Origin of the sequence: Maribacter sp. Hel_I_7 (genome assembly GCF_000688315.1) — a bacterium.
In the GTDB taxonomy this organism is placed as follows: Bacteria; Bacteroidota; Bacteroidia; order Flavobacteriales; family Flavobacteriaceae; genus Maribacter; species Maribacter stanieri.
This window is the reverse complement of the sequence record NZ_JHZW01000003.1, coordinates 1645367-1659211: the sequence shown is the minus strand read 5'-3', so window position 1 is coordinate 1659211 and position 13845 is coordinate 1645367. Positions and strand designations below refer to the sequence as shown.

Genomic DNA, 13845 nt, shown 5'->3' with positions numbered 1-13845 from the left:
ATCTAATTTATACCCACAACCACTTTACTATAATAAAGATTTATATTATGAAAAATAACAAACCAACCCATGTAAGTTTTAAACAAATCAAGTTTATCTTGATTTGTTTAGGATTTGCTTTACCAACGATGATACATTCTCAAGATTTTGGCTCTAGTGGTCTTTTTGGTGAATCTTCTAATAATCCAACGTCGCTTCAATTTGGACCAGATGATCGATTATATGTTTCTCAGCAAAACGGAACCATATATTCATATACTATAGACCGGAATGGTCCAAATGATTATGATGTTGTATCTACAGAAACTATTAATTTGGTTCAGAATATTCAAAATCATAGTGATATTACTGGACTGGCCGATGGTCAAGGAAATAGGCAAGTAACAGGTATATATGTTTCAGGTACAGCTTTTAATCCAAAATTATATGTTAGTTCTAGCGACCCTAGAATTGGAGCCGGTGGTGGTGGCAATGATAGTGGTTTGGATACTAATTCGGGTATGATTTCATGTCTAACTTGTATTGGCGGGGTAGTTGATAATGTTTGTACACAATGGGAAAAAATTGATTTAGTAAGAGGGTTACCAAGGTCAGAAGAAAACCATGCTACTAATGGTATTCAAATTGATGATAATACAAATACATTATTTTTAGCTATTGGTGGACATACAAATGCGGGTTCTCCTTCAAATAATTTTGCTTTGACCACGGAATATGTATACTCGGCGGCCATAATTAAAGTCAATTTAAATATGCTCGAAAGTATGCCGGTGAAGACATGGTCAGATGGATCAAAATATAAATATGACTTACCAACATTAGATGATCCAACACGACCAAATGTAAATGGAATAAACGATATAAATGCACCAGGTTATAATGGAATTGATCCAGGTGATCCATTTGGAGGAAATGATGGGTTAAATCAGGCTAAGATAGATTTAACGGGACCAGTTCAATTGCATGCTACTGGTTTTCGAAATCTTTATGATATTATCTTAACAGAATCCGGGAAAATGTATGGTGTAGACAATGGAGCAAATGGGGGATGGGGTGGTCATCCGGAGGGTGAGGCTGATTATACTTCAGAAATTCCAGTTGGAGGCACTGCAACCGTAACTAACAATTTTATTTCCGGAGAACCAGGTTCAAATGGAACAGGACCCGGAGGAGATGATAAAGTGAATAATAAGAATGGTTTACATTACATTAGGACCTTAGAATCAGGAGATTTCAATTATGCGGCACCAAATGAAAAATATTATGGAGGACATCCAGCACCAATTAGAGCAAATCCTGCTGGTGCGGGGTTATACGTAAATGGTACGTTTAGAAATCAAATTTTAAGTTCAACTGACCCTAATTTTGCAGCTAATTCACTTCCTGTAGATTGGCCCCCAGTACCAATTTCTATGGCCAACCCCGCCGAAGGGGATTTTAGAAATTCAGGTCAAGATGATAATACATTGTCCAACTATGGTCCTTCTACAAATGGTCTAACTGAATATACCGCAAGTAATTTTGATAACGCATTGAAAGGTAATCTTTTATTAGCAGCCTATAACGGTAACATTTATAAGGTGGTATTGAGTGCAGATGGTAAGGTAGCCACGAATTGTCCTGCTGTACCACAAAATGGTACTTCAACGGTAGGTGATTGTAGTAATGGCAGTGCAACTTTCGCATCTGGTTTTGGGTCAAATCCTCTAGATGTTATTGCTCAAGGTGATAATGATACTTTTGCTGGTACAGTTTGGGCGGTAACTTATGGTGCCGATAATATTACAATTTTTGAACCAACAGATTATAATGGAATAGATCCTGGGTCTTGTGATGGATTAGATGATGATACTATCGATGATGATGGTGATGGATATACAAATGCAGATGAAATTGCTAGTGGTAGTAATCCTTGTTCTGGAGCCAGTCAACCTAATGATTTTGATGATGTTGTAGAATTTAATGGTTTCAAGCGTTCTGATTTTAGTGATACAGATGATGATAATGATGGTATTTTAGATGTAAATGATGCTTTTTGTTTTGATCCGCAAAATGGTAAAAGTGGAATTGGAAATATTCCTTTTAGATTAGATTTGTTTAATTCTACAGGCTATGGTTTTGGAACTATAGGTTTTACAGGTATAATGACCAATGGCAATGAAGATTATTTTAATCTTATTGATGATATTGGAGATGAATTGGTTTTTGGAGGAACAGCTGGTGTTTATACAGATCCTTCAGTTACAGATGGAGATGCTTATCAAGCTACTAATACACAGAAAAATGCCTTTCAATTTCCTATTAACTCTTCGATAGCAACGGGTTCATTTTCCGTTTTAGGACAAATTAATGGTCCATTTTTTAATGATATTGCACCGCTTAACTATGCTGCACATGGAATCTTTATTGGTGCAGGTGACCAAGATAATTATTTAAAGTTAACCATACGAAATAATGGAGGTATACCAGCTTTTCAAATATATTATGAAAATAATGGGCTAAGTACATCAGATCAAGTTGTGAATGCTCCCGGAATTCTATCTGCAACCGCTCTCAAGCTATATTTAAGTATTGATCCTGGTACAGGTAATGTTCAAGCTAGTTATTCAGCCGATAATGGAACGCGAATAGATATAGGTAATCCTATAACGGTAATTGGCGATTTGTTAGATGCCATACAGGGAACCTATACAATCAATGGTGTGCCAAGTGCATTGGCGGCAGGCCCGTTAGCCACTTCAGCGAATGCGGCCCCTGAATTTTCAGCAAGTTGGGATTATTTTGTAGTGGAACAAAATTTATCAGAAACAACAGCTTTAGTAGAAATTAACACAAGTGGTATAAATGGTAGTACTTATGGTAACTCTTCGTTTTATGTAAAGAATAATTCAGTTGGGGCAAACATAACTAATGTTACTTTTAATCTATCAACAGCAATTATTCCAGAAGTAGTTTTTGACCCTTACGGAAATGCCGGCGATGGTACTTCTAAAGACTTTACTCCAAATGGAGGGGGAGCGACTACCACAGGTAAAACTACTCATACTTTTTCGAACGCATATGAAGGTGGCTTTTATGGACTATCTATTGATTTTAATGATTTTCAACCAACAGAAGAGTTGGCATTTGGTTTAGATGTTGACCCTATAAGTATAAAGGGAGGGAGTTCTCCTGGTCCTAACGAATCTGGTAGTGTTTCAGGGTTAGAATTAGCTGGTTCTACGGTTACTGTTACATTTGATACAGGGGAAATATGGACAGTAGAATTATATAGAACACAACCAGATTCTGATAGTGAGTCTGTAAATATTGTTAGAAATGCATTGCCCAATGCCCCGGTAATAGAAATGCTAGGTGTAGCAAGTAAAAGTATTGTTTCAAATGCAAATCAAACTATAGTAGTTACAGCTCCGGTTGATGCAAATGTGACACTTTTACAAATGGAGGCTGGTCTCTTTATAAATGGGTTAACAGGACCTTATGCAGATGTAGGTTATGGAATAGACCCTTGGGAAATCAATAGCGTAATTGGAATTCAAGAATATGATGGTATTGCGGATAATTCTAGTCAAGTTAGTTTTCTAGTTACCTTAACCGATATAGATGAGGAAGCAGGTTATGCAGTTTTTGCTGCCGTTGTAGTGGACGATGATGGTGCTACAAGTAATTTATCTAACTATATAATTGTAGAATTCGATGAGTCTGCTGTACCAGCAGAGATTATTAGAATTAACTCAGGTGGTCCCGAATTTACTGATGCTTCGGGTAACACTTGGTCAGCTGATCAATACTTTGTTGGTGGAACTGTTTATACAAATGAAAAAGCAATTGCAAATACAGTTGACGATATTTTGTACCATACAGAGCGATACGCACCTACTTTAAATTATGAAATCCCTGTTGCACAGTCAGGTAATTATAATGTTAACCTTGCATTAGCAGAGTTATATTTTACAAGTGCAAATGGCGGAGTTGGCTCAAGGGTTTTTAATATAACTATTGAAGGTCAGACATTATTATCTGATTATGATATATTTAATGATGTAGGTAATGCTTCTGCTGTGATCAAGCAGTTTCAAAATATTAATGTTACAGATGGTTTTTTAAGTATTGTAATGACAGCTACTGTTAATAATGCAAAACTATCCGCTATTGAAGTTTTATCAAGTGATATTGAGGTTATACAAATTCCTATTGTTGCTAATCCTATATCTAACCAAACAAATCAAGAAGGCACAGAATCATTAATTGATGTTTCCGCAACAGGTGGTAATGGAAATTTGATTTATACAGCCACGGGACTTCCAATAGGCTTAGATATTGAACCTACCAATGGTGATATAATAGGTACCATTTCAAATAATGCTGCCACTGGAGGACCTAATTCTAACGGAGTATATCCAGTTACAATAACGGTCGATGATAGTGATAGTATTTCCGATGATGCCCAAATAATAACATTTTCATGGACCATTACAGCTGGACCAGGAAGTGGAACAGAACAAGTGCTTTTTAGGGTTAATGTGGGAGGACCAATGTCTGCAGCATCAGATGGTTCATTACCAGAATGGGCAGCAGACCAAAGTAACTTTGGTTTAGAGGGTAATTCTCCTTATTTGGCAGCGAGTACAACAGGCAATAGCATTTATTTGGGAACTTCAGGTAGTGCTCACCCTGGCGCAGTTATAACTACTGATCCTTCTTTGACAGCATTTCCTGGAATAAACCCAATAGTTTTTAATTCTGAACGATATGATGCTGTGGCAATTCCAGAAATGCTATGGCAATTTCCAGTTGAAGCAGGAACTCAAGTTGAGATAACATTATTGTTCGCAGAATTATTTGGAAGCATAACAGCTGCCAATCAAAGGGTATTTGATATTTCGGTAGATGGTGTAGTTCCTTCAATATTTACAGCAATTGATCCTTACGCAATAGCTGGTCCTAAAGGTGCATTTGTACGTTCTTTTACTACAGTGTCTGATGGAGTTATTGATTTAGAATTCATTCATGGGATTGAAAATCCGGCTTTAAAAGGAATTCAAATTAAAGCCTTGAATTTCTCTGGAAATTTACCTCCAACATTGACATCTATATCAACAAAAAATAATGTTGAAGGTGATGCTGTAAATGTACAGGTAGTAGCTTCTGATGATGACAATTGTGGGTCTTATATATATTCAGCTTCGAATTTACCTGCTGGTTTACAAATTAATGCCTCGACAGGTCTTATTAGTGGAATACTTGAACAAGGAACAGGGGGCTCTGGTGTTGATGGTGCCTTTATAGAAGATAATGGGTTAGTTATTATAGAGGCTGAAACTGATTTTGTGGATTCTCCAAGTGGATGGAATCTTGAAACAGGTTCTCCATCTTATTTAGTTGCAAGTCAAAATAATTACGGAAATGCAACAGGAGGTCAAATTTTAACGTATAATGTTCAAATCACGACGCCGGGTGTTTATCGATTACATATGAAATCTCAATTTACAGGGACAAATGCAACCGAGGAAAATGATACTTGGTTTAAGATAGATAATACATCTGAAGTTCATTTCTTTAGTGTTCAAGGTGGATCTTTAAGTAGTACCTCTGAGCTAGAAGGATTACTTTCTGGTAGTGGCTCGAAAACGCTTTATTACCCAGCTGGAAATGCACAGGGTAGAACTGATCACGGAAATGAAAATGCGGGTAGCAAGGGATACTTTAAAGTATATAGAAGTGGAGGAGGAGGTAATAAATGGGATGCCAAGACAATAGATAATAATGGTTTTCCAATCTATGCCTATTTCCCAAATGCAGGAACATACCCAATTCAAATGGCTGAGCGCTCCGCGGGTCATAAAATTGATCGTTTCGGTTTAACAAATATTGATATTCATGGTACAGGGGTACCAACAGGTACTCTTAATGGGGCACAATCTATACAAGTTGAAGGTGGAACGGCAGGTGCTTCCGCAGGAAGTCCTTATGCAGTGCAAGTTTCGGTTTCAGATAACTGTTCACCACCGGCATCATCAGTTGTAAATTTTGACTGGATTGTTTCTTCAGGACAAACAGGCATAGGCTCTGCGTTTGTACAAGTAAATGCTGGAGATGGGTTAACGGCTAGTACATATGGAAATAATTCATTCGTTATAGAAAATACTGGGGCTGTAGATATTACCAGATTAGAGATAGAAACAAGTACAGCTTTCATGTTCGATGTTGTTTTTGACCCTATAGGTACGGCAGGAGATTCAACAGCCAAATGCCTAACTCCAGGAACTTTAGGCGATGGGTCTGCAGTAGTTGGGCAATCAGTAACGGACGCATGTATTGATCCTTTCTTTAATCCCCATAATGGTATTGATAATGCAGAAGGCTATGATGGTATGGCAGTTGATTTCACAGATTTTAATAGTGGTGAAAAGTTTTATTTTGGAGCCGATATGGATCCTACAAGCATTAAAGGTGATTTAAGTGCAGGTGATTCAGGTTCAATATCTGGTTTTGAACTAATTGGAGCAAAAGTTACCGTATATTTTGCAAACGGGCAATCATATACATCCTCCTTATGGGATGAAGGTTCATTGGGTGGATCTGATGCTATAATTACAGAAAATACGCTTACTGCACCTATAATTAATGCAGTAGGTTTAAATACCCCAATTGTAACTGGTAATGTAAACCATACAATAAGTATAACAGGAGAACCTAATGCTACCGTAGAGTTATTAAGAGTAGATTCTCATTTATTCATTGATCCGGGAAATCCTACAGTTGGTTATGATGTTGACCCATTTGAGGCGAACTCGGCTATGGCAAAAGAATTATATAGTATTACTTTAGATGGATTAGGTAATGGGGCTATTCCCGTAGTATTGACAAAAACATTAGGTACGGGCAATGCGCCAGATGGAGGTCTTAATCACATTTTAGCTATTACGACATCCCCAAATGGAAATAGTTTAGCTTCTAATATTGTAGTATTGGAATATGATTCAACTGTAATAAATACTGATATGACTATTACATACTCTATTCCTTCATGGGAGGCAACTGAGGTAAATTTTAATGTGGAAGCATATCCAGTAGGTTCATCAACCGCAAGCCTATCAACAACAATTACAGCTAGCGAAGGTCTACTTTTAGTTTCTGGACTTGCACCAGGTTTATATGACTTAGTTATTAAAGCAGATAGACATTTACAAATGGTATTACCAAATATTTCTATAGTATCAGGAGTTAATTCTAGTGATATAGGTCAATTGAATGGGGGTGATGGCGACGGTAATAATATTGTAGATTTCATAGATTTTGGTATTTTGGCGAATAGTTATAATATTTCTCCAGAAGATGCTGGTTTTGATATTAATGCTGATTATAATGGAGATGGACTAGTTAATTTTTTGGATTTTTCAGTATTAGCGAACAATTATAGTATTGAAGGAGATAAATATCCTGAGGACGGGCAATAATAATCTAGAGGCTGAAAACAAAAGAAAGGAGACCATTTTGGTCTCCTTTCTTTATATAATTATATTGGATAATTACTCTTCCATAGAATGGTAAACATTCTGTACATCATCGTCTTCTTCTAACTTTTCTAAGAGTTTTTCTACATCTGCAGCTTCCTCTTCATTTAGTGATTTTGTTACTTGGGGAATACGCTCAAAACCAGATGATAAAATTTCTATTTCTCTATTTTCTAATTCTTTTTGAAGTGCGCCAAAACTTTCAAATGGACCATAGATTAGAATTCCATCGTCATCAACAAAGACTTCTTCTGCTCCAAAATCGATTAATTCCAGTTCCAATTCTTCTGGGTCAATACCTTCTGCAGGTATTCTAAAATTACACGTATGGTCAAACATAAATTCTACAGAACCAGATGTACCCAGGTTACCATTGCATTTATTAAAGTAGCTTCTAACATTGGCAACTGTTCTGGTATTATTATCTGTAGCAGTTTCTACTAAGACGGCAATACCATGAGGTGCATATCCTTCAAATAGGACTTCTTTATAATCTCCAAGGCTTTTATCGCTTGCTCTCTTTATAGCTCGCTCTACATTATCCTTTGGCATGTTTACAGACTTTGCATTCTGTATAACAGCTCTTAAACGTGAATTGGAATCTGGATCTGGTCCGCCTTCTTTTACGGCCATCACAATATCTTTGCCTATACGAGTAAAGGCTTTTGACATTGCTGACCATCTTTTCATTTTACGTGCTTTTCTAAATTCAAAAGCTCTTCCCATGGTAAATTATTTTTAACAAATGTACAAAAAGGGTTATGTTCAGAAATCATACAAATTATAATTACAGAACATCCTTTTTATAAAATTAATGTTGGTTATTAAAATTCACTTTCTATGATTCCTTCTATAATTCTTGCCAATTCAAAATCTTTTTCTGTAACACCATTGGCATCGTGAGTGTTTAAACGGATATTTAATGTATTGTAAACATTGCTCCAATCTGGATGATGGTTAAGAGCTTCACACTCAAAGGCTATACGGGTCATTACTGAAAATGCTTCCTTGAAATTTTTAAATTCAAATGTGGTTTCTATGGCACCATCCACATATTCCCATCCGTCAAGTTGACCCAAATAGTCCGCTATTTGCTGGTCAGTAAATTTTTCCATTTCTTTCATAATAGTTGCTAATTTAAAACATGATGGTCAATAATATCTTGAAATGTAAACTGTAAATTTTTAGGCAATTTATTGGTCTTAGGTAAAACTGCCAAATACCGATCTTCATTTGTGGTATAGACTCTTTTAATTATAGGGTTAAAGTTGCCTACACGCTCTAAGATTTCTTTGATAAAATCTTCGTGATGTGTAAGGTCATTACTTCCTAAGTGGTAAATACCTGTTTTATTTCTATTGATAAGATAATGAATTTGCTGAGTAAGCTTATCATCATTGGTTACATTTAATATCAAATTAGGAAAGACTTCTACGGGTTTATTTTCTATAATCGCCTTTTTCATTTCCTTAATCTTAGGAGAACTATTGCCAAAAACCATTGGTACTCTTAATATTGCCATTTTCTCTTTTGGCAGTCTAAGTAGCATATTCTCAATCTTAATTTTAAGTCTACCATATATACTTTCAGATAATGTCTTGTCCATTTCGTAAGATGGATATTTGCTGTAAGCGTCAAAAACATTAGCTGATGATATAAAGTAAATTTTACAGTTTTCTTTTGAAATATATTCTAAAATATGATTGTGAGCGATAACCAAAGCGGCAAAATTTCCTCTTAAAGCAGAAACTATTATTTGGGGCTTTACCTCTTCTAAAACTTCAACAATATCATCTTCTTCTAAATTGTAATGAAGAAATTGTTTATTAGATGAGTATGAATTTGCGGCATGACAATAGGTGCCATAAGTATCGAAATAATTACAAAGTTCTTTGTAAATCGCGTTACCAATGAAACCGCTTCCGCCAAGAATCAATATTTTTTTAGTGTCTAATTTCAAAAAATAGAAAGTTCAGTTTCTGTCGTTAATTTTTCTAGTGCAAGCATTCCTAATTTAGAATTTCCTTTAGGGTTTAGTCCCGGAGACCATGTTGCTACACAGAATTTATTTGGTAAGAAGGCAACAATACCACCGCCAACACCACTTTTGCCAGGTAGCCCAACTTCAAAAGCAAATTCGCCAGCTTCATCATAAAACCCGCAAGTCAACATTATAGCATTAATACGTTTTACCTGAGTTGTAGTTAAGAACGTGTTATTTCTTCTACATTTACCATGATTCATAAACATGTAGAACGTATTTGTTAATTGCGCACAACTTATACTAAGCGAACATTGATGAAAATAAAAATCTAGAACGACGTCTACAGCATTATTCAAATTACCATATGATTTTAAAAGGTTAGCAGCTGCAAAATTTCGGAATCCAGTTCGTTTTTCAGATTTTGCAACATCAACATCATAAGCTATAGTATCGTCATTGGCAATGTTTTGAACGAAAGCTAAAAATTCTTCCTTCGGATGTTCTAATTGAGAAACTAGAATATCGGCAATTACAATAGCACCAGGATTTATCAACGGATTTCTAGGAATTCCGTTTTCTAATTCTAAAAGCGATAAATGATTGAACGGATCTCCAGAAGGTTCAACATCTACACGTTCCCAAAGTTTTTCTCCAATGAGTCCTAAAGCCATAGAAAGGCTTAAAACCTTCGAGATACTTTGAATCGAAAATTTTTCATCAGAATTTCCGGCAGAGTAGGTATTCTGCTGAATATCTATAAGATGAATTCCAAAATTTTCTACATCAATTTTAGCTAATTCTGGTATGTAATCTGCAATTTTACCTCTATCCTTTTCTTTAGATGCAGCCTTGTTAATTGATGTAAGAATACTTTGAAAATCTATCATTTACTTTTGTAAAATGGTAATTTAACTACGGTAGCCGGTACAGCTTTTTTTCTAATCTGAATATTAATCTTACTACCTATATCTGAGAATATTGGGGGAACATAGCCTAAGCCAATGCCTGTGCCCATTGAAGGAGACATAGTACCTGATGTAACAACACCTATAGTTTTACCGTTACCATCAACAATATCATAACCATGTCTTGGTATACCACGCTCATCTAGTTCAAAAGCAATAAGCTTACGTTCTGCTCCGTGTTGTTTTTCCTTTTCTAAAGCTACAGAGTTTACAAAATCTTTATTGAATTTTGTTACCCATCCTAAACCTGCTTCAATTGGAGAAGTGTTATCGTCGATATCGTTGCCGTAAAGGCAGTATCCCATTTCTAGACGCAAGGTATCTCGAGCTGCTAGACCAATAGGTTTAATTCCGAAATCTGCTCCAGCTTCAAAAACTTTATCCCATATTTGTTTTACTTCGTCATTCTTACAATAAATTTCAAATCCTCCAGAGCCGGTATATCCTGTGGCAGAAATAATTACATTATCTATACCTGCAAAATCGGCCACTTCAAAATGATAGAATTTAATATCAGCTAAATTAACAGAAGTTAAAGATTGCATTGCTTCAACAGCTTTAGGTCCTTGAATAGCTAAAAGAGAATACCCTTCAGAAATGTTGGTCATATCTGCTTTAAATTCTTCATTATATGATGAAATATGATTCCAGTCTTTTTCAATATTAGAGGCGTTCACCACTAATAAATATTGCTCTTCTTTAATTTTATAAATGATAAGGTCATCAACAATACCCCCAGTTTCATTAGGTAAACAACTATACTGTGCTCTTCCAATAGTCAATTTTGTTGCATCGTTAGATGATACTTTTTGAATTAAGTCTAATGCCGTAGGACCAGAGATTAAGAACTCGCCCATATGCGATACATCAAAAACACCAACACCATTACGTACGGTTTCATGTTCGGCATTAACACCTTCGTAAGAAACGGGCATATTATAACCAGCAAAAGGAACCATTTTGGCACCAAGAGATTCGTGTGTGGCAGTAAGCGCAGTATTTTTCATGTTCTATCTTTATTAACAATACAAATTTATTGAAAATAAATAGAAGCCATTAAGGCTGAGCATCAAATTGACAAAATAAAATAACCTTTAAATGAAGCCTAAGATTTTAAAAGAAAATCCTTAAGACCTTCGTAATTAGAAATCTGAATTGATGTTTTAGTTTTTCCCATCACTTTTTGAATTTGAGCAGGTATTTCTAATTTCTCATTAAGTGTTTCTTCTACAATGTCCAAGAATTTTACTGGGTGTGCCGTTTCTAAAAATATACCGTAAGTTTCCGGATGTTGCTGTTGATATTTTTTAAGACCTAAATAACCTACAGCTCCATGAGGATCAGCAATGTATCCGCTTATATTGTAAATTTCCTTTAAAGCCTCTTTAGTATTATTATCATCAAAAGAATAAGAAGAAAGATTCTTTTTCAATGCTTCAAAATCATCCTTGAACAAATGTCTTATTCTAATGAAATTACTAGGGTCGCCAACATCCATCGCATTAGATATGGTAGCTGTAGATGGCTTAGGATTGTACTCTTTTGTAAGCATAAATTGCGGTACAGTGTCATTAACATTTGTTGATGCTATAAAATGTTTAACAGGCATACCTAACCTTTGTGCCACTAACCCCGCACATATATTTCCGAAGTTACCGGAAGGAACTGAGAACACAATTTCTTTACCTTTGGATTTTACTTGTTTGTAAGCAAATAAGAAGTAGAAAAGTTGCGGTAACCATCTGGCTACATTAATGGAATTAGCTGATGTCAGTTTCATTTCATCAAGTAGTTCTTTATCTAAAAATGCATTTTTTACCATTGCTTGACAATCGTCGAAAGTGCCATCTACTTCTAAAGCAGTAATATTTTTACCTAAAGTAGTTAATTGTCGTTCTTGAATATCACTTACTTTTCCGCTAGGATATAGAATAACAACATTTACACCTTCAACACCTAGAAAACCATTAGCAACTGCACCACCGGTATCACCAGAAGTAGCAACGAGAACGGTAACCTCATTTTTTGTAGATCTAGAGAAATATCCTAGACATTGTGCCATAAAACGAGCTCCTACATCCTTAAATGCCATAGTGGGGCCATGAAAAAGCTCTAAAGTGCCAATGTTAGGTGTAATTTCAACAACAGGAAAATCAAAGTCCAAAACTTCTTTTAAAATATCCTTTAATACATCGTCAGGAACAATGCCAGAAACAAATTGCTGTATCGCCTTAAAGGCAATTTCTTCATTGGAGAAACTTTCAATATTCTCAAAAAAGGAAATTGGTAACGGATTAATTTCTTCAGGAAAATACAAACCTTTATCAGGAGCAATACCGTTTACTACGGCTGTATCAAAAGAAACTTCGGGTGCTGTATTATTTAAACTATAGAATTTCAAACTGAAAATTTTTATTGTTATAGGTATGTGCTACTAAACTTATAAAAGTTTAACGCCTTCCATATTAATTTTTGAAACATGTATTTCGTAAGCTATGCCAATTTTATCATAAACTGATTTCATGGCATTGCCAACTTTTAATGCAGTTTCGTTCCCTTTACTAAATGCGAATATTGATGGACCAGATCCTGAAATTCCAGATCCCAAGGCACCTGCTTCTATTGACACTTTTTTTACTTCGTCAAAACCAGGTATTAAAATAGAACGAATTGGTTCTACAATATGATCTTCTAAAGAGCGACCAATTAATTCATAGTCTTCTTTAAATAATCCAGCAACTAAACCGCCCACATTTCCCCATTGTTTAATTCCGGTCTCCATAGAAATAGTGGTTTTCAAAATTTTTCTGGAATCTGAAGTTTTTATTTCTATCTGCGGATGTATTATGGTAACATACAACTCTGTTGGTGCTGGAATTGAAATAATATCTAACGGACTGTAACTACGTACCAATGTAAAACCACCAAATAGTGCAGGGGCTACATTATCGGCATGGGCAACATCACTTGCTAAACGTTCACCTTCCATTGCGAATTTTACCAATTCTGTCTTACTGAACGGGTTACCCAATAAATGGTTCATTGCCCAAACAGCTCCGGCTGAACTAGCGGCACTACTACCAATACCACTTCCCGGTTTTATTTTTTTATTGATTTCAATTTCAAATCCGCCATCATAATCCGAAGCCAATAAAAATGCATTACCGGCAACACCCGCAACATTGTTCAAGGTTTCTTTTGGTAAATCTTGCCCAGTGAGTTTAGTAATTTTAATCCCTTTTTGTGGCACTTTTCGAATGATCATTTCATCACCGACCGAGTCTAGGGCAACACCTAGCACATCAAATCCGCATGAAACGTTCGCAACAGTAGCAGGGCAAAAGACTTTAATTTCGTTTTGGTTCATAATTAATACTCC

At 35.7% G+C, this 13845-nt stretch carries 8 protein-coding genes; 1 reads left to right on the top strand and 7 read right to left on the bottom strand.

Annotated features, from left to right (window positions below):
• The first annotated feature begins 47 nt into the window (after window positions 1-47).
• Complete coding sequence (locus P178_RS22785; RefSeq protein WP_051638365.1) at window positions 48-7460, top strand: malectin domain-containing carbohydrate-binding protein; 7413 nt, start codon at window positions 48-50, stop codon at window positions 7458-7460.
• A gap of 72 nt (window positions 7461-7532) precedes the next feature.
• On the opposite strand, the gene P178_RS0118930 is transcribed toward P178_RS22785, so the two are convergent.
• The 7 genes from P178_RS0118930 to P178_RS0118900 form a co-directional block, all read right to left on the bottom strand.
• Complete coding sequence (locus tag P178_RS0118930; RefSeq protein ID WP_027067706.1) at window positions 7533-8243, bottom strand: YebC/PmpR family DNA-binding transcriptional regulator; 711 nt, start codon at window positions 8241-8243, stop codon at window positions 7533-7535.
• Between the two features lie 98 nt (window positions 8244-8341).
• Window positions 8342-8632 carry a 4a-hydroxytetrahydrobiopterin dehydratase gene (locus tag P178_RS0118925; protein WP_027067705.1) on the bottom strand — a complete coding sequence of 97 codons (291 nt, stop codon included), beginning with the start codon at window positions 8630-8632 and terminating at the stop codon, window positions 8342-8344.
• A gap of 17 nt (window positions 8633-8649) precedes the next feature.
• Entirely contained in the window at window positions 8650-9477 is an 828-nt protein-coding gene (locus P178_RS0118920) for a sugar nucleotide-binding protein (protein ID WP_027067704.1), read from the bottom strand.
• A complete protein-coding gene (locus P178_RS0118915) occupies window positions 9474-10388 on the bottom strand; it encodes a glutaminase (RefSeq protein ID WP_027067703.1) in 915 nt (304 codons plus the stop codon). Before P178_RS0118915 ends, P178_RS0118920 begins: the two co-directional genes overlap by 4 nt.
• Entirely contained in the window at window positions 10385-11473 is a 1089-nt protein-coding gene (gene gcvT / locus P178_RS0118910) for a glycine cleavage system aminomethyltransferase GcvT (RefSeq protein ID WP_027067702.1), read from the bottom strand. Before gcvT ends, P178_RS0118915 begins: the two co-directional genes overlap by 4 nt.
• 98 nt (window positions 11474-11571) lie before the next feature.
• Complete coding sequence (thrC, locus tag P178_RS0118905; protein ID WP_027067701.1) at window positions 11572-12867, bottom strand: threonine synthase; 1296 nt, start codon at window positions 12865-12867, stop codon at window positions 11572-11574.
• A gap of 39 nt (window positions 12868-12906) precedes the next feature.
• The gene (locus tag P178_RS0118900; protein WP_036147171.1) at window positions 12907-13833 is read right to left on the bottom strand and encodes a homoserine kinase; all 927 of its coding nucleotides are present in this window, start codon (window positions 13831-13833) and stop codon (window positions 12907-12909) included.
• Between the last annotated feature and the right edge of the window lie 12 nt (window positions 13834-13845).

Excerpts from the sequence above, each read along its gene's own strand:
- gcvT (WP_027067702.1), bottom strand. The coding sequence starts at position 11,473 with ATGAAAAATACTGCGCTTACTGCCACACACGAATCTCTTGGTGCCAAA.
- P178_RS22785 (WP_051638365.1), top strand. The coding sequence starts at position 48 with ATGAAAAATAACAAACCAACCCATGTAAGTTTTAAACAAATCAAGTTT.
- P178_RS0118900 (WP_036147171.1), bottom strand. The coding sequence starts at position 13,833 with ATGAACCAAAACGAAATTAAAGTCTTTTGCCCTGCTACTGTTGCGAAC.
- P178_RS0118930 (WP_027067706.1), bottom strand. The coding sequence starts at position 8,243 with ATGGGAAGAGCTTTTGAATTTAGAAAAGCACGTAAAATGAAAAGATGG.
- P178_RS0118925 (WP_027067705.1), bottom strand. The coding sequence starts at position 8,632 with ATGGAAAAATTTACTGACCAGCAAATAGCGGACTATTTGGGTCAACTT.
- P178_RS0118915 (WP_027067703.1), bottom strand. The coding sequence starts at position 10,388 with ATGATAGATTTTCAAAGTATTCTTACATCAATTAACAAGGCTGCATCT.